This window comes from Streptomyces sp. NPDC093252 (genome assembly GCF_040683675.1).
Taxonomy (GTDB): Bacteria; Actinomycetota; Actinomycetes; order Streptomycetales; family Streptomycetaceae; genus Streptomyces.
The window spans coordinates 70,773-87,981 of the sequence record NZ_JBFBEM010000019.1 but is presented as its reverse complement, the minus strand read 5'-3'; the positions used below and the strand labels follow the sequence as shown (position 1 = coordinate 87,981).

At 73.8% G+C, this 17,209-nt stretch carries 13 protein-coding genes and 1 pseudogene; 9 read left to right on the top strand and 5 right to left on the bottom strand.

The genetic code is table 11. The features are described 5' to 3' along the window. Positions 1-57: 57 nt before the first annotated feature. The gene (locus AB0O01_RS32540) at positions 58-696 is read left to right on the top strand and encodes an MBL fold metallo-hydrolase (RefSeq protein ID WP_365319090.1); all 639 of its coding nucleotides are present in this window, start codon (positions 58-60) and stop codon (positions 694-696) included. A gap of 53 nt (positions 697-749) precedes the next feature. Continuing rightward, on the top strand, positions 750-1,535 hold the full coding sequence (locus AB0O01_RS32535; RefSeq protein WP_365319088.1) for an exodeoxyribonuclease III: 786 nt from the start codon (positions 750-752) through the stop codon (positions 1,533-1,535). Between the two features lie 63 nt (positions 1,536-1,598). On the opposite strand, the gene AB0O01_RS32530 is transcribed toward AB0O01_RS32535, so the two are convergent. Continuing rightward, positions 1,599-3,449 carry an SGNH/GDSL hydrolase family protein gene (locus AB0O01_RS32530; RefSeq protein ID WP_365319086.1) on the bottom strand — a complete coding sequence of 617 codons (1,851 nt, stop codon included), beginning with the start codon at positions 3,447-3,449 and terminating at the stop codon, positions 1,599-1,601. Positions 3,450-3,668: 219 nt separating this feature from the next. Between AB0O01_RS32530 and AB0O01_RS32525 the strand changes: the two genes are divergently transcribed. Continuing rightward, a complete protein-coding gene (locus AB0O01_RS32525; RefSeq protein ID WP_365319085.1) occupies positions 3,669-4,118 on the top strand; it encodes a DUF6278 family protein in 450 nt (149 codons plus the stop codon). A 252-nt stretch (positions 4,119-4,370) separates the two neighbouring features. Here the strand turns inward: AB0O01_RS32525 and AB0O01_RS32520 are convergent. Together AB0O01_RS32520 and AB0O01_RS32515 are read right to left on the bottom strand one after the other, a co-directional pair. After that, positions 4,371-4,570: pseudogene (locus AB0O01_RS32520) on the bottom strand (acyl esterase); the annotation flags it as partial. Positions 4,571-4,587: 17 nt separating this feature from the next. Beyond that, a complete protein-coding gene (locus AB0O01_RS32515) occupies positions 4,588-5,364 on the bottom strand; it encodes a hypothetical protein (protein WP_365319083.1) in 777 nt (258 codons plus the stop codon). A 192-nt stretch (positions 5,365-5,556) separates the two neighbouring features. Between AB0O01_RS32515 and ggt the strand changes: the two genes are divergently transcribed. Continuing rightward, positions 5,557-7,410, top strand: coding sequence for a gamma-glutamyltransferase (ggt, locus tag AB0O01_RS32510; protein ID WP_365319081.1), 1,854 nt, complete (start codon positions 5,557-5,559; stop codon positions 7,408-7,410). Positions 7,411-7,429: 19 nt separating this feature from the next. Here the strand turns inward: ggt and AB0O01_RS32505 are convergent, their stop codons facing one another. Continuing rightward, a complete protein-coding gene (locus AB0O01_RS32505) occupies positions 7,430-10,009 on the bottom strand; it encodes an ATP-dependent Clp protease ATP-binding subunit (RefSeq protein WP_365319079.1) in 2,580 nt (859 codons plus the stop codon). A 181-nt stretch (positions 10,010-10,190) separates the two neighbouring features. Then, entirely contained in the window at positions 10,191-11,027 is an 837-nt protein-coding gene (gene map / locus AB0O01_RS32500; protein ID WP_365319077.1) for a type I methionyl aminopeptidase, read from the bottom strand. Positions 11,028-11,079: 52 nt separating this feature from the next. Here map and AB0O01_RS32495 point away from each other — a divergent pair, with 52 nt between their 5' ends. The 5 genes from AB0O01_RS32495 (at position 11,080) to AB0O01_RS32475 (ending at position 17,109) form a co-directional block, all read left to right on the top strand. Then, complete coding sequence (locus tag AB0O01_RS32495; RefSeq protein WP_365319076.1) at positions 11,080-11,343, top strand: helix-turn-helix transcriptional regulator; 264 nt, start codon at positions 11,080-11,082, stop codon at positions 11,341-11,343. Positions 11,344-11,545: 202 nt separating this feature from the next. Further along, positions 11,546-13,090: a hypothetical protein gene (locus AB0O01_RS32490; protein ID WP_365319074.1), complete on the top strand. Its 1,545-nt coding sequence runs from the start codon at positions 11,546-11,548 to the stop codon at positions 13,088-13,090. A gap of 234 nt (positions 13,091-13,324) precedes the next feature. Next, entirely contained in the window at positions 13,325-14,167 is an 843-nt protein-coding gene (locus AB0O01_RS32485; RefSeq protein ID WP_365319072.1) for a nitrilase-related carbon-nitrogen hydrolase, read from the top strand. After that, positions 14,164-15,450, top strand: coding sequence for an aspartate aminotransferase family protein (locus tag AB0O01_RS32480; RefSeq protein WP_365319071.1), 1,287 nt, complete (start codon positions 14,164-14,166; stop codon positions 15,448-15,450). Before AB0O01_RS32485 ends, AB0O01_RS32480 begins: the two co-directional genes overlap by 4 nt. An 87-nt stretch (positions 15,451-15,537) precedes the next feature. Then, positions 15,538-17,109, top strand: coding sequence for a PucR family transcriptional regulator ligand-binding domain-containing protein (locus tag AB0O01_RS32475; RefSeq protein ID WP_365319069.1), 1,572 nt, complete (start codon positions 15,538-15,540; stop codon positions 17,107-17,109). Positions 17,110-17,209 lie beyond the last annotated feature (100 nt).

The window sequence follows — 17,209 nt, the reverse complement described above, 5'->3', positions numbered from 1 at the left end:
TGCCCCCACCCCACCCCACCCCGCGCGGCGCACCGCCCCGGGCGGCAGGATGGGGGCATGAGGCTGATCAAGAAGTCGCACGCGTGTGTCCGGCTGGAGAAGGACGGACTGACGCTGGTCATCGACCCCGGCGGGTTCAGCGAACCGGACGCCGCCGTCGGCGCGCACGCCCTGCTCGTCACGCACGAGCACCCCGACCACTTCCACGAGGGGCGGCTGCGGGCCGCGCTGGAGGCCGACCCGGCGGTCGCGCTGTGGACCCTGGGGTCGGTCGCCGGCCAGCTCTCGGCCGCCTTCCCCGGCCGGGTCCACACCGTCGGGCACGGCGACACCTTCACCGCCGCCGGTTTCGACATCCAGGTGCACGGCGAACTGCACGCCGTCATCCACCCCGACCTCCCCCGCATCACCAACGTCGGCTACCTGGTCGACGGCGGCCGGATCTTCCACCCCGGCGACGCCCTCACCGTCCCCGACCACCCCGTCGAGACCCTGCTCGCCCCGGTCCAGGCACCCTGGAACAAGATCTCCGAGGTCATCGACTACGTCCGCGAGGTACGCCCGCAGCGCGTCTACGACATCCACGACGCCCTTCTCACCGACCTCGCCCGCCCGATCTACGACACCCAGCTCACCCACCTCGGCGGCGGCGCCGAACATCTGCGGCTGCCCCCGGGAGGCACCGCCGACCTCTGAGCCCGGGGCCGGTCACGAGGGCGTTGTCAGACCCGCCGGGTAGGTTGGTGGACATGCGCATCGCGACCTGGAACGTGAACTCGATCACCGCCCGACTGCCGAGGCTGCTCGCCTGGCTGGAGAGCAGCGGCACCGATGTGCTCTGCCTCCAGGAGGCCAAGCTCGCCGAGGACCAGTTCCCCTTCGAGGCGCTGCGCGACCTGGGCTACGAGGCCGCGGTCCACGCCGACGGGAGATGGAACGGCGTGGCGGTCCTCTCCCGGGTCGGCATCGAGGACATCGTCAAGGGCCTGCCCGGCGACCCCGGCTACGAGGGCAAGCACGAACCCCGCGCGATCTCCGCCACCTGCGGCCCGGTCCGCGTCTGGTCGGTCTACGTCCCCAACGGCCGCGAGGTCGACCACCCCCACTACACCTACAAACTCCAGTGGTACGAGGCCCTGCGCGCCGCCGTCGCCCCCGACGCCGAGGGCAGCCGCCCCTTCGCCGTCCTCGGCGACTACAACGTGGCACCGACCGACGACGACGTCTTCGACACCGCCGCCTTCGAGGGCCTCACCCATGTCACCCCCGCCGAGCGCGCCGCCCTCGCCGCCCTGCGCGACACCGGCCTGACCGATGTCGTCCCCCGCCCCCTGAAGTACGACCACCCCTACACCTACTGGGACTACCGCCAGCTCGCCTTCCCAAAGAACCGCGGGATGCGCATCGACCTGGTCTACGGCAACGAGCCCTTCGCCAAGGCCGTCTCCGACGCCTATGTGGACCGCGAGGAGCGCAAGGGCAAGGGCGCCTCCGACCACGCCCCGGTCGTGGTCGACCTGGACGTCACGCCGTAACGGACGGGCGGGCGGACGGAGGCTGGGCGGACGGCCGGGCGGTGCCGTGCCGGTGCCGGGGCCTCACAGCGTCCCGAGGTCCACCGCCCCGGCCAGCGCCGCGAGCCCCGCGTCCCCGGGGTGCAGATGGTCGCCGCTGTCGTACGCCGGGAGCATTCGGTCCGGCCGCGCCGGGTCCCGGATCACGGCGTCCAGATCGAGCACGCCGTCGAAGACCCCGCCGCCCCCGCCGTTTCCGCCGCCGCTCTCGTGGATCCAGGCGTTGACGGCCGTGCGCTCGGCATCCACGGCCGCCGTGCAGCCGCTGCGCCCGCCGCACGGCAGGATCGTCGCGCCCAGCACCCGCAGCCCCCGCGCGTGCGCCCGGTCGGCGATCTCCCGCAGCCCCGCCGTCACCCGGGCCGCGTCCCCTCCGGCCAGCAGATCGTTCACGCCGAGGAGGACGATCACCGTCCGCGCCGAGGGCTGGGCGAGGACATCGCGGTCGAGGCGGTGCAGCGCGCTCACCCCGGCCGCGTCCGTGGACACCCCGTCGCCGGGATAGCGGTCCGTGGTCACCCGGTTGCCCGCGATGCCCGCGTTGAGCACCCCGAAGTGCGGGACGAGGTGCTGCGCGAGCAGCCGGTCCGCCAGGGCGTCCGGCCAGCGGCGGTTGGCGTCCACGGTGGACCGGTCGCCGTCGGTGATGGAATCGCCGAGCAGCACCAGTGAACCGGGCCCGTCGCCGACCTCCACCCCGGTCAGCAGCGGCCAGTGGCCGATCGTCGCGGTGAACGCCGTCCCGGCCGGGTCGCCGGTCAGATCGCCGGGGCCGCCGCCCACATACGAGCGCTGGACCGCCAGCCGGTGCACCGGCAGGGCGCTCACCGTGCCGGGCAGATGAAAGCTGACCAGGAGATTGCTGTCGGCCGGGACCGCGAACGGCAGCGGGTCGCCGTACACCTGCGTCCCGGCCGGGACGGTGGTGCCGGGCGCGCCGCCGAAGGTCACCGGCACGGGGACGGCGTCCGCCGCCGCGCCCTGCGCCTGCACCGCGACCGTCGCCGCGCCGATCCGGACCGGGGTGCCCGCGAAGGCGTTGTCGAAGCGGAGCCGCAGGCGCGGACCGCCGGTCGAGGTGTGCACGACCAGCCGCAGCGTCCGGTCCGTCCAGGGGCCGACGCTGATCAGCCCGGACGGCGCGGTGGCCCAGGTGCCGGTCCAGCCGTCCGCCGGGGCCCGCACCGCCACCGCGAAGACATGCGCCCCGGGCGCCTGCGGCAGTTGTACGGCGACGACCTCGCGGTCCGGGTCGAGCGGCACCGACACGGCGTACAGCCGGGCCTTCTCGGCGAGCTGCCCGGCGGGGGTGTTGATGTACGGCAGGGCGACGGCCTTGGTAGCGAGCGGCCCGGTCCGCCAGTCGGGCACGGCGAGACCGTACGGGGCGAGCGAGCCGTCGGCGTACGCGACGAGGCCGGTGCCGGTGATCTCGGTGCCGGTGGTCCCGGCGACGAGGAACGCCAGCGCGTCCCCGCGTCCGGCCACCGCCGCCCACTGCCCCGCGGCGCCGGCGTTGTCCGGCTCGCCCGGCGCGGTCGCGGGCCAGGTCAGCCGGGCCCCGCCCAGGGTCAGCACGGCACCCGGGGCCCACCCGGCGGCGGCCAGCGCCGAGGCCGACAGCGAGGCACCGGCCCCGTCGAAGTCGGCCTCGGCGGGGCGGCTGTCGTCGCTGACGGCGATGTTGTCGAAGAGGGCGGACAGGGGGAGCGCTCCGCGCGCTTCCGGGGCGAGGGAGGTGGAAGCGAGCGCCGGAGGGTGCGCGGCCGAGGCCGGGGGGAGCGGCAGGCCGGTCAGCAGCAGGGCGACGGCGACGGCCACCGCCACCCGCACCGCCGTCACCGTCACCGTCACCGTCGGCGGGGTCCGCCCCATCGCCCCTCGGCCCCGCTGCGACAACCGACCCTCCCTGTGCTGTGTCCGACCGCCGGTCCGGTCCCGCCCGTCGCCCGTCGTGGCCGGGGCGCATCGCGACCGTAGGCAGGGTCCGGGGGCCGGTCAACGCGCCATGCCCCGGGCGGACGGGAAATCGACCGGTCGCCCGGGTCCGCGCGCCTGTGGTGCGTACGGGGGTGCGAATGACACGCTGGGCGTATGAACATCCCTTTCCTCAGCGGCAGACACGGCAAGCGCCGGGGCGATTCCGGCCGGGTGGCGGTGGTCTCCGGCGGTGCCGGCGTCCGGGACCCCGCCGGGCTCAGCGATCTGCTCGCCGAGTGCGAGCTGCTGCGCAGACAGGCGGGCGGTGCCGGGGTGGAGCTGGACGACTCGCCGGAGTCGCTGGAGGCGATCGACCAGTTGCTGCCCCGCTGGCGGGACGACGAGGAGACCCTGATCTGGCTCGGTACCGACGCCGGTCTCTATCTGGGAACGGTCCTGGTGCGCACGGTCGAGGGCGCGGCCTGGAACCTCTGGCCGAGCGGTCAGCCGGTGGTGCGGCTGGCCTCGGGCCGGGAGTTCGACGTCGTGACCGCCGGGCACGAATGGGCGGCGAGCGGGGTCCCGGAGCTGTCCCAGTTGTACGCGGAGGTCGCGGAGGCGTGAAGCCCTGGCCTTGAGATCGAGTTAAATACGGCTTATGCCCGAAAAGTGCGTGTCGTGAGTTAACGGCAATCTTGTCTGGATAGTTTGCGGCAACCACGACTCGGCGGAGAGTGAGTAGGGCTGCCTATGGTCATCGATCCTTTGCCCGAGCTGCGGCGGGCGCTGCTGCCCGGCGGGGAGTCCCCGCTCGGACCCTAGAAGGGGGTCCGGCGGAGCATCGCGGAGCCGTATCCGCCCGGCAGCGGCCGGAGATCACTGCTCGCGCAGCGGAATCGACCCCCAGGACGGGTCGTTCGCGGGCGAGGAGAAGGTCAGCCGCGCGCCGGTCGGGTTGTGCTCGGTGCGGAGCGGGTCGACCGTGTCGACGACGGCGCGTGGCTGACCGGCTTGCCGAGGCCGAGCGGGCCCACGTCACAGAGGTATACGACGGGGGTTCCGCTCCCCTCGGCCGGAACGGCCCCTCACGACGTCATGGCTTGGCCCGGTGGGAGGCGCGGATACCGGCCGTGGTCTCCAGCGCGGCCGTCGGCAGCGGGGCCTGGGCCGCCCGCGTCACATCGGCGACCACCTCCACCACATCCGGCCCGTACGCCTGGGAGTTGCTCACCTTCAGCAGCAGCACGAACGAGTGCCGGCCGTGCTTGCGGGCCAGCCGCTCATGATGGCGGGCCAGATAGCGCGTCGCCGCCTGATGGGTGATCGCCCGCTGCCCGCAGAACAGGAACACCGGCCGCACCTCGTCCCCCTGACCGGCCGTCAGCCGCGCCAGGATCACATGCTCGGCCCGCCCCGGCTCCAGCCGGTAGCGCTCACCGCCGATCTGGAAGGCGCCCCGGTCCGGCCCCGGCTCGGGATCCACGTTCACCCGCACCCCCGGCAGCAGCGAGGCCAGGTGGGCCGTCATCCGGCGATTCGACGAGGGCCCGCCGACGCAGAACTCCGTCCGCTCGCCGAAACCCTGCTGTGCCGCGTCGTGCGCGACGACCTGGGCGGCGGCGTTGCAGTCCTTGATCAGCGCGGCGAGTTCCAGCAGCGCGAACACATCGTGCCGGGTCACCGTCAGCTCCGGCCCGCCCGAGTCCCGGTTCACCACCAGCAGCGACTCGGCGTTGTCCGGCAGCCCGAAGAACGCCTGTTTGCGGCGGAGTCTGCGGCGCCACAGAGAGGAACGGGCCAGCCAGCCGATCACGGCACCGAGCGCCACCGCTGTCAGACCGAGGACGATGTTGCGCACGTCGTCATTCATGGGCGCGCATGCTAGCGGTCGGAGGCGAATTCGTGTTCGGGCGCCGGGCGCCCGGCGCCGGGTGTGGGGGTGCCGGGTGCCGGGTGCGGCGGGGCGCGAGGGGATGATCTCCGCCGGTGGCCCAAGTGTGCTCCTGACGCGCGCATGCTCAGTCCACTAGGCTGCGCGGACGGTTCCTGACTGGAGGTGCGCATGCGTCGCCCTGTCGTGCGGAAGCTGTCGGTCCTGGCGGTCTCGGCCGCCGTCGTCTCGGTGGGGGCCGCCGCGCCACCCACCGCGACGACGGCGCCCGGCACGGACCGCGCCCCCGCCTCCGCACCCGCACCCGCAGCGGCAGCGGCAGCCGCACCCAAGGTCCCGGTCGCCGTGGGCTCCGGCGGTGCCGTCTCCAGCGTCGACGCCGACGCCACCGCCGCCGGGATCGCCGTCCTCAAGCAGGGCGGCAACGCCGTGGACGCCGCCGTCGCCACCGCCGCCGCGCTCGGCGTCACCGAGCCCTACTCCGCGGGCATCGGCGGAGGCGGCTACTTCGTCTACTACGACGCCAGGTCCCGTACCGTGCACACCCTCGACGGGCGGGAGACCGCGCCGCTCAGCGCCGGGCCGGACCTCTTCCTGGAGAACGGCAAGCCGGTCCCGTTCGCCGAGGCGGTCAGCAGCGGACTCTCCGTCGGCACCCCCGGCACCCCCCTCACCTGGCAGAACGCGCTGGACAAGTGGGGCAGCAAACGGCTCGGCACCCTGCTGCGCCCCGCCGAGCGCCTCGCCCGCGACGGCTTCACCGTGGACGCCACCTTCCGCGCCCAGACCGCGAGCAACGAGGCCCGCTTCCGCTACTTCCCCGACACCGCCGAACTGTTCCTGCCGGGCGGGCAACTCCCGGTCGTCGGCACCACCTTCAAGAACCCCGACCTGGCCCGCACCTACGCCGAACTGGCCCGCGAGGGCGTCGGCACCCTCTACCGGGGCGACCTCGCCGACGACATCGTCGACACCGTCAACGCCCCGCCCGTCGACCCCGCCTCCGGGTGGAACGCCCGTCCCGGCGACCTCACCGCAAGGGACCTGACCGCGTACCGGGTGAAGTCCCAGGCCCCGACGAAGACCACGTACCGGGGACTCGGTGTCTACTCCATGGCACCGTCCTCCTCCGGCGGCACGACCGTCGGCGAGGCCCTGAACATCCTGGAGGGCACCGACCTCTCCGCGGCGAGCGACACCGCGTATCTGCACCGGTTCATCGAGGCCAGCCGGATCGCCTTCGCCGACCGGGGCCGCTGGGTCGGCGACCCGGCCTTCGAGTCCGTCCCCACCCGGGAACTCCTCTCCCAGCGGTACGCCGACTCCCGCGCCTGCCTGATCAAGGACGACGCGGTCCTCACCAGCCCCCTCGCCCCCGGCGACCCCCGCGACCCCGCGCCCTGCGCGACCGGCGGCACGGCGGCGCCGACCACCTACGAGGGGGAGAGCACCACCCATCTGACGACCGCCGACAAGTGGGGCAACGTCGTCTCCTACACCCTCACCATCGAGCAGACCGGCGGCAGCGGGATCACCGTCCCGGACCGCGGCTTCCTGCTCAACAACGAGCTGACCGACTTCTCCTTCGCCCCGGCCAACCCGGCCGTCCACGACCCCAACCTCCCCGGCCCCGGCAAGCGCCCCCGCTCCTCGATGTCCCCGACGATCGTCCTCGACGGCCACGGCAAGCCGGTCGTCGCCCTGGGCTCACCCGGCGGCGCCACCATCATCACGACCGTCCTCCAGACCCTCACCGGGCTCCTCGACCGGGACCTGCCCCTGGTCGATGCCATCGCCGCGCCCCGCGCCAGCCAGCGCAACGCCGCCCAGACCGAACTGGAACCCGGCCTCTTCGGCAGCCCGCTGCGCGGGGAACTGGAGGCGATCGGCCACTCCTTCCGCGCCAACCCGGAGATCGGGGCGGCCACGGCGGTCCAGCGGCTGAGCGACGGGAAATGGGTCGCGGCGGCGGAGACCGTGCGCAGGGGCGGGGGGTCGGCGATGGTGGTGCGGCCGTCGAAGTGAGCCGGTGGCCCAGGGGCTTCTAGGCGGGCTGTCCCGAGGTCCGTTGCGTCGTGAAGGTCAGCCGGTCGTCGCGCACATCGACGCTCACCTCGTCCCCCGCCCGCGCCTCGCCGTTGAGGAGCAGGCGGGAGAGGCGGTTGTCGACCTCGCGCTGGATGGTGCGGCGCAGCGGGCGGGCGCCGTACTCCGGCTGATGGCCCTGCCGGGCGAGCCAGTCGACGGAGGCGGGGGTGAAGGCGACGGCGATGTCCTGGGCGTGCATCAGCCGGCGGGTGTGCTCCAGGAGCAGATCGGTGATGCGGTGGAGCTGCTCGGGGGTGAGACGGCGGAAGACCACGATCTCGTCGATCCGGTTCAGGAACTCGGGGCGGAAGTGGTCGCGCAGCGGGCGCAGGATCCGCTCCCGGCGGGCCTCCTCGTCCGCGTCGGTACCGTCCGGGCCGTCCGCGCCGCCCGCGCCGAAGCCGATGCCCGCGCCGCCGCCCCGGATGATCGCCTCCGAGCCCAGATTGCTGGTCATCACGATCACCGTGCTGGTGAAGTCGACCGTGCGGCCCTGGGAGTCGGTCAGCCGCCCGTCGTCCAGGACCTGGAGGAGGACGTTGAAGACATCGGGGTGCGCCTTCTCCACCTCGTCCAGCAGGAGCAGCGAGTACGGGTGGCGGCGGACCGTCTCGGTCAACTGGCCCGCCTCCTCGTGGCCGACATAGCCGGGCGGCGCGCCCACCAGCCGGGACACCGTGTGCCGTTCCTGGTACTCGCTCATGTCCAGGCGGACCATCCGGTCCTCGCTGCCGAAGAGGGCCTCCGCGAGGGCGCGGGCCAGTTCGGTCTTGCCGACGCCGGTCGGGCCGAGGAAGAGGAACGAGCCGATCGGGCGGTCGGGGCTGGACAGTCCCGCGCGGGAGCGCAGCACCGCGTCCGACACCGCCGCCACCGCCTCGTCCTGGCCGATCACCCGGCGGTGCAGATGCTCCGCCAGGCCCAGCAGCCGGTCCTTCTCCTCCTCCGTGAGCCGGGCCACCGGGACGCCGGTCAGCCGGGACACCACCTCCGCGATGTCCTCGCCGGTGACCTCGAGATGGCGGCCCTCGTCCACCTCGCCCTCCCCGGAGGCCCGGGTGATCCGGTCCCTCAGCTCGCGGATCCGGTCGCGCAGCCGGGTGGCGTCCTCGTACTTCTCGTCCGTGACCGCCTGGTCCTTCTCCCGGGTCAGCCGCTCCGCCTCGCGCTCCATCGCCCGGACGTCCGTGCCCTTGGTGCGCGAGCGCAGCCGGACCCGGGCGCCCGCCTGGTCGATCAGATCGATCGCCTTGTCGGGGAGACGGCGGTCGGTGACATAGCGGTCCGACAGCTCCACCGCCGCGTCCAGCGCCTCATCGGTGTAACGGACCTGGTGGTGGGCCTCGTAGCGGTCGCGCAGGCCGCGCAGGATCTCCAAGGCGTCGGCCGGGGTCGGCTCGGGCACCAGGATCGGCTGGAAGCGCCGGGCCAGCGCCGCGTCCTTCTCGATCCTGCGGTACTCCTCCAGCGTCGTCGCGCCCACGATGTGCAGCTCGCCCCGGGCCAGCGCCGGTTTGAGGATGTTGCCCGCGTCCATCGCGCCGCCGCCCTCGCCGCCGGATCCCGCGCCGACCACGGTGTGCAACTCGTCGATGAAGACGACCAGTTGGTCGGAGTGGGCGCGGATCTCGCCGACGATGGTGGTCAGACGCTCCTCGAAGTCGCCCCGGTAGCGGGTGCCCGCGACCACGCCCGTCAGATCCAGCGCCACCACCCGGCGGCCGGTGAGCACATCGGGCACGTCCCCCTCCGCGATCCGCTGCGCCAGCCCCTCCACGATCGCCGTCTTGCCCACGCCCGCGTCCCCGATCAGCACCGGGTTGTTCTTGCCGCGCCGGGACAGCACCTCGATGGTCTGCTCGATCTCCTCGTCCCGGCCGATCACCGGATCGATCCCGCCCGCCCGCGCCAGCTCCGTGAGATCCCGCCCGTAGGTGTCGAGGGTGGGGGTGCCGGTGGGCGCGGGCGCGGGAGCGCCTTCGGTCCGCGGTCCGGGCGCGTCCGGCACCTCGGGCGGCAGCCCGTCCGGGGAGAACCGGGCCGCGTTCAGGATGTGCCCCGCCGCCGAGTCCGGGTTGGCCGCGAGCGCGGTCAGTACGTGCTCGGGGCGGATGTACCCGGCCCCGCCGGCCCGCGCCAGATCGTGCGCGTCCAGCAGGGCCCGCTTCACGGCCGGGGTCAGCGACAGCGAGGTCAGCGGCGGAGCGGCGGCCTCCGGGTGCTGTGCCGGGCCGGTCCGCTCGTCGATCTGCGAGGCCATCGCGTCGGGGTCGGCGCCCGCGCGGGTCAGCAGCCCCCGGGTCGGCTCCGCCGCGAGGGCCGCGCGCAGCAGGTGCTCGGTGTCCAGATCCCGGCTGCCGTGCTCCGCCGCGTACTGGGCCGCGCCCCGGACGAGATCCCGGGCCGGTGGGCTGAGCAGGCGCCCGATGTCGATCTGGCGGGGGGCGGGGCGGGGGCCCCCGAAGAAACGGGCCAGGAATTCACCGAAGGGGTCCCCGTCCGGGGGGCCGCCCGGGGGAGGGTAGCCGGTGGTCATGGGAGGAGGTCCGTTCCGGGTGGGGGAGTGACGTGCGAGACCTGTCGTGCGTCATGCGTCATGCGTCCGGTGTGCGCGGGGTCCGTCCGCCGGGCGTACCTGTCTGCGCCTGCCTGTACCTGTCTGTACCTGTCTCAACACCTTCGCATGTTCTCGGGGGGCGGGCATTTTCGCGTGGGGTCTACTCCGTTGTCCCCCGCGTCTCGCTCACCCTCGTCACCCCCGTCACCCCCGTCGGCCCCGTCATTCCTTCCCGGCTCGTCAGGATCCGTGGTCCCGCGTCCGTGATCGCCACGGAGTGCTCCGTGTGGGCCGCGCGGGAGCCGTCCGTGGTTCTGAGGGTCCAGCCGTCCGGGTCCACCCGGTAGTCGTCCCGGCCGCTCGCGATCAGCATCGGCTCGATCGCCAGGGCCATCCCGTGGCGCAGCCGCATGCCCCGTCCCGGGCGGCCCTCGTTCGGCACCCCGGGGTCCTCGTGCATATGGCGGCCGATGCCGTGCCCGCCGAAGCCCTCCATGATCCCGTACCCGGCCGACCGGCAGACCGTGCCGATGGCGTGGGCGATGTCGCCGATGCGGTTGCCGACCACCGCCGCCTCGATCCCGGCCGCGAGCGCCCGCTCGGCCGTCTCCACCAGCCGCAGATCCTCCGGGCGCGCCCGGCCCACCACGAAGCTGATCGCCGAGTCACCGACCCAGCCGTCCAGCTCCGCCCCGCAGTCGATGGAGACCAGGTCGCCGGAGCGCAGTCGGTAGCGGGTCGGGATGCCGTGCACGATCGCGTCGTTCACCGAGGCGCAGATCACCGCGGGGAAGGGGACCGGTGCGAAGTGGGGGCGGTAGTTGAGGAAGGGCGCCCCGGCGCCCGCCTCGCGCAGCACCCCGCGCGCCACCTCGTCCAGCTCCAGCAGGGAGACGCCGACGGCGGCGGCCTCGCGTACGGCGGTCAGTGCCCGGCCGACGATCTGGCCGGCCGCGTGCATGGCGTCCAGGGATGTGTCTGTCTTCAGTTCCACCATGCCAATTACTATACCGGTATAAAAATGGGGTGCACCCCGTACACTGGCTCGCATGGTGCGCACTCCTTTGACCCCCGAAGAGCGGGAACGCGGCGAGCGGCTCGGCCGGCTGCTGCGGACGGCCCGCGGCGACCGCAGCATGGCGGAGATCGCCGCCCGTGCCGGGATCTCCCCGGAGACGCTCCGCAAGATCGAGACCGGCCGGGCGCCGACGCCCGCCTTCTTCACCGTCGCCGCCCTCTCCGACACCCTCGGGCTCTCCATGGACGACGTGGCCCGCGCGTGCGGCACGGCACCCGTGCAGGCGGTGGCCTGAGAGTCGCCCGGGAGCGGTCCGGGGTTCGCCCCGGACCGGACCTGACCGGACGGCGGCATTCCCTGCCGTGGTCCGAGTCGCACTCCGGGCCCCGGTCCGCACGGCATTCTGCGCCGCAGTCTGAAAAGCCCCCGTAGCAGCGGTGTAACACAACTGGTGTTCGCTGAGGCGGAAGTTCTCCCTTTAGTGCAGGGGTGAAGCGATGGCTGTGGATCAACTCCCGGGCCGGATGCGGGAGTTCGGGAACTACCTGGGCGAGCTGCTGGCGCGCCTCGATCAACGGACCGGCTGGTGCGCGGTGTTCTGGCAGCGCGACCCCGACGGCCTGCGGGCCTGCGTCGACGGGCGCGAGGTGGCCCCCTGGGACGTGGTCGAGGCGCTCCTCCAGGACCTCGCCGCCGCCCACGGCCCCGCCACCGCCGCCCGCGACCGTGACCGGGCCCGCGCCCTGCACGCCGCAGCCCTCATCGCGTACGACGCCCGGCCCGGCGCCCGGGACGACCTCGGCGACCGGCTCGACGTCATGCTCCGCGAACAGCGGTACGCCGCCGACCGCCTCGCCCACCTGGGCCGGGCCCTGGTCGCCGCCACCACCCGGCAGGAGTCCGACGCCCTGCGCCTGGACCTCGCCTGGGCCCGCGACGACCACGACCGCGCGAGCGCCCGCTGCGCCGAACTCCGCCACCGCATCGACCGGTGGGAACACGCGCGGGCGGGAAGCGGACAGGGGTGGGAGAGGGGGGCGAGGGAGGCGCCGGGTGTGCCCGGGCCCCGGACCCGGGGCTCGTCGGACCCGGACGCCCCGCCCCGTACTCCCCGCGCCGAGGGCTGGCCCGGGGCCGTCGCCGGGGGAGTGGCCCGCATCGACCGGCGCCCGGGGAGCAGCGGGGGCGGCGGCGCCGGGCGGGAGACGGAGAGGCCGGAGGCGGGACCGGCGGAGCGCTCCGAGGCCCCCGCCCCCCTCGACCCCGCCGACCCTCCCAAGCCCGCCAAGTCCAGGAAACGCGCCCGGGGCAGCGCCCGCTTCGCGGGGATGCTGGACGCCGAGACGGCCGACACCGCCCCGGCGGCGGCCCCCGTACCCCCCGCCGCGCCGCCCGACCGGCCCCGGGCGCCCGCCCCGCGGACCGCTCCCGGCAGCCCGCGCGGGGCCCGGTTCGCCGGGGCCACCGCTGCCGGCCCGGCCGCCGCGCGGCCCACGACCCCGGAGTTCGACGAGGCCGCCGCGCGCGAGATCGCGGACACCGTCCACGGGCTCGTCCGGCTGCGCCGCCAGGGGCGGAGCGGGGAGGCGCACGCACTGCTGGCGGAGATCGCCCACTGGCCCGCCGAGCGGTTCGCGCCGCTCGCCGCCGAACTGGAGCGGGCCGGAATGGCGGCGGACTGGGCGACGCTGCTGTGGGAGGCGGGCTCACTGCCCGCCGATCAGTTGGTCGCGGCGGCCGACGCGCTGGCCGCTGACGGGCGCGGCGCGGACGGGCAGCGGATACTGCGCCAGGGCGTCGCCCGGCCCGCCGGGGAGATAGGGCGTGCGCTGGTGGGACTGGTCGCCGACGGGCGGCAGCGCGAGGTACGGGTGCTGCTGGACGCGTATGTCCGGGTCCGCACCCCCGAGGAGGCGGTCCGCAGCACCGGCGCCGACCCGGAACGCCTGGTCCCGCTCCTGCTGGAGGCGGCGCGGGACGTGTCCGAGGAGCGGTACTGGGATCTCGTCCACGCGCTGCGGGTGGCCGGTAGCGGGGTGTGATCCCGCCGCGCGGAGCGGGGCAGGCACCGGGCGACCGGCTCCTTCCCCCGCCGATGCCCCCGGCTGACCTCCCCCCGAGAAAAGAACCCCCTTCCCCCACCGGAGTGCGAAACGCCGCAGACACCCCGTCGTGGTCGCAATGGTCTTGGCAAGGCCCCCACGGGGGCATACGTTCGTGCCCCTACGTCCGCTTCTACGGGCGTAGAGGCTGACGCCCCGGCGAAGGAGCAGCTCATGGCGAACGTCGTCCGCGCCGCTCTGGTCCAGGCCACCTGGACCGGCGACACCGAGTCCATGCTGGCCAAGCACGAGGAGCACGCCCGCGAGGCGGCCCGGCAGGGGGCCCGCGTCATCGGGTTCCAGGAGGTCTTCAACGCGCCCTACTTCTGCCAGGTCCAGGAACCCGAGCACTACCGGTGGGCCGAGCCCGTGCCCGACGGGCCCACCGTGCGCCGCACCCAGGCGCTCGCCCGGGAGACCGGGATGGTGATCGTCGTCCCCGTCTTCGAGGTCGAGCAGTCGGGGTTCTACTACAACACCGCCGCCGTGATCGACGCCGACGGCAGCTATCTCGGCAAGTACCGCAAGCATCACATTCCGCAGGTCAAGGGCTTCTGGGAGAAGTACTACTTCAAGCCCGGCAATCTCGGCTGGCCGGTCTTCGACACCGCCGTCGGGAAGGTCGGCGTGTACATCTGCTACGACCGGCACTTCCCGGAGGGCTGGCGGATGCTCGGGCTGGGCGGCGCCCAGCTCGTCTACAACCCGTCCGCCACCTCCCGGGGCCTGTCCGCGTACCTGTGGCGACTGGAGCAGCCCGCCGCGGCCGTCGCCAATGAGTACTTCGTCGCCGCCATCAACCGGGTCGGGCAGGAGGAGTACGGCGACAACGACTTCTACGGAACCAGCTATTTCGTCGACCCGCGTGGGCAGTTCGTGGGAGAGGCCGCGAGTGACAGCGAGGAGGAACTGATCGTGCGCGACCTCGACTTCGGACTGATCGACGAGGTGCGGCAGCAGTGGGCCTTCTACCGCGACCGCCGCCCCGACGCCTACGAAGGGCTGGTACAGCCGTGACCAAGGACCTCTACGCCCGCCACCGCTCCGTCCTCCCCGACTGGCTCGCCCTCTACTACGACGACCCGCTGGAGATCACCCACGGCGAGGGCCGCCACGTCTGGGACGCCGAGGGGCGCCGCTACCTCGACTTCTTCGGCGGCATCCTCACCACCATGACCGCCCACGCCCTCCCCGAGGTCACCAAGGCGATCACCGAGCAGGCCGGGCGGATCCTGCACTCCTCCACGCTCTACCTCAACCGGCCCATGGTGGCACTCGCCGAACGGATCGCCCAGCTCAGCGGCATCCCCGACGCCCGGGTCTTCTTCACCACCTCCGGCACCGAGGCCAACGACACCGCGCTGCTCCTCGCCACCACCTACCGGCGCGCCAACACCGTCCTCGCGATGCGCAACAGCTACCACGGCCGCTCCTTCGGCGCCGTCGGCATCACCGGCAACCGGAGCTGGTCACCCACCTCCCTGTCGCCGCTCCAGACGCTGTATGTGCACGGCGGTGTCCGCACCCGGGGCCCCTACGCCTCCTTCAGCGACAGCGAGTTCATCGCGGCCTGCGTCGCCGACCTCAAGGACCTCCTCGGCCACACCCGCCCGCCCGCCGCCCTGATCGCCGAACCCATCCAGGGCGTCGGCGGCTTCACCTCCCCGCCCGACGGCCTCTACGCCGCCTTCCGCGAGGTCCTCGCCGAGCGCGGCATCCTCTGGATCGCCGACGAGGTGCAGACCGGCTGGGGCCGTACCGGCGAGCACTTCTGGGGCTGGCAGGCACACGCCCGCAGCGGCCCGCCCGACATCGTCACCTTCGCCAAGGGCATCGGCAACGGCAGCTCCATCGGCGGGGTCATCGCCCGCGCCGAGATCATGAACTGCATCGACAGCAACAGCATCTCCACCTTCGGCGGCACCCAGATCACCATGGCCGCCGGACTCGCCAACCTCGCCTATCTCCTCGACCACGACCTCCAGGGCAACGCCCGCCGCGTCGGCGGACTCCTCATGGAGCGGCTGCGGGCCGTCACCGCCCAGATCCCCGCCGTCCGGGAGGTCCGCGGGCGCGGGCTGATGCTGGGCATCGAACTCACCCGGCCCGGCACCGACCGGGCCGACCCCGAGGCCGCCTCCGCCGTCCTGGAGGCCGCCCGCGACGGCGGACTCCTCATCGGCAAGGGCGGCGGCCACGACACCAGCGCCCTGCGCATCGCCCCACCCCTCTCCCTGACCGTCGCCGAGGCCGAGGAAGGCGCCCAGATCCTCGAACACGCCCTGCGCCGCATCCAGTAGGCAGCCACCCCGGCCAACCACCCCGGCAACCACCCCGGCCACCGCCCCGGCAGCCACCACCACGCGCCCACCACCGCGAGGACCGTCATGACCACCACCCCCGCACCCCCGTCCTGGCAGACCCTGGAACCGGCGCTGTCGGTCCGGCAGATCCTCACGCTGGAACGGGTCCTCGCCGGGGAGCCCGAGGTGGTGGCCGGCGCGAGCAGGCTGGACCGGCCGGTGCGGTGGGTGCATGTCGCCGAGGCCGCCGATGTCGGGGTGATGCTCACCGGCGGCGAGATGGTCCTCACCACCGGGGTGCTGCTCGCCGGGGACGAGGACAAGCAGGCCGAATACGTCCGCTCCCTGCACCGCGCGGAGGCCGCGGCCGTCGTCCTCGGACTCGGCCGCGCCTTCCCCGCCCCGCCGGACGCCATGCGCCGGGTCGCCGAGCGGTGCGGGCTGCCCATGGTGGTGCTGCACCGGCCGTTCCCGTTCGCCCAGCTCACCGAGGAGGTGCAGTCCCGGCTGCTACGGCGCAAGTTCGCCGCCGTCAGCCTCTCCGAGTCCGTCCGCACCGAACTCACCGCCCTGATCACCGCGGGCGCCCCCCTCCAGCGGCTCCTGGACGAGATCGCCCGGCACAGCGCCTGCCCGGTCGTCGTCGCCAACCTCGCCCACCGGGTCCTCGCCACCGCCGGGGAACGGCCCGCCGTGGACGACGTGCTGCGCGACTGGGAGCGCATCGCCCGCCAGGCCGGGCGCGCCGAGGGCGCCGGCTGGATCCGCGCCGACCTCGGTGGACGCGGCGAGCGCTGGGGCCAGATCGTGCTCTGCGGCCACCGCGGCGACACCGCCACCGGCCGCCTCCTCGCCGACCGGGCCGCCGAGGCCCTCGTCCTGCACCGGATGCTCGGCGGCGGGCAGGCGTGCAGTTGGGAGGAGCAGTCGGCGCGCGGCCTGCTCACCGACCTGGTCAGCGGCGTCGTCCCGGCCCGCCAGCTCCTGCCGCGCGCCCGCGCCGCCGGACTCCCCGTCAACCGGCGCACCTTCGTCCCCCTCGTCGTCCGCGACCGCACCCCCGAGCAACTCGACCGGGTGCTGCGGCTGCTCGGCCTGTCCGGGATCGCCGCCGAACTCGCCGACGGCGCCACCGCCGTCCTGCTCAGCCTGCCCCGCGACCAGGACGCCCCCGCCCTCACCGCCCACCTCGCCGCCCGGCTGCGCTCCGGCGCCCCCACCGTGGTCGCCGCCGCCGACGCCCGTACCGCCTGGGAGGACATCCCCGCCGGACTGCGCGAGGCCCAGCACGTGGCCGACGCCGTCGCCGACTCGGCGCACGCCCTCGACCTGCCCGACGTGGTCAAGCTGCGGGACGTCCATCTGCGCGGCCTGATCCGGCTGCTGCGCGACGACCCGTACGTCCAGTCCTTCGCCGAACGGGAACTGGACGGCCTGCTGTGCACGGCCGACGAGGACCTCCTCGCCGTCCTGCGCACCTACCTCGCCACCGGCCGCAACAAGTCCCGCACCGCCCAGCTCCACCATGTCTCCCGGCCCGCGCTCTACCGGCGGCTGGAGCAGATACAGACCCGGCTCGGTGTCGACCTCGATGACTTCGAGCAGGCGGCCTCGGTCCACATCGCCCTCCTCGCACATGATGCGCAACAGGGCTGAAACCTGCGACGACCTGCGAAAACGGCGGTGAAACATGGACTGGCGCCGACGTGACACGGTGACACGCCACACCCCCGCATCCGTGACACGGTGCACCTCA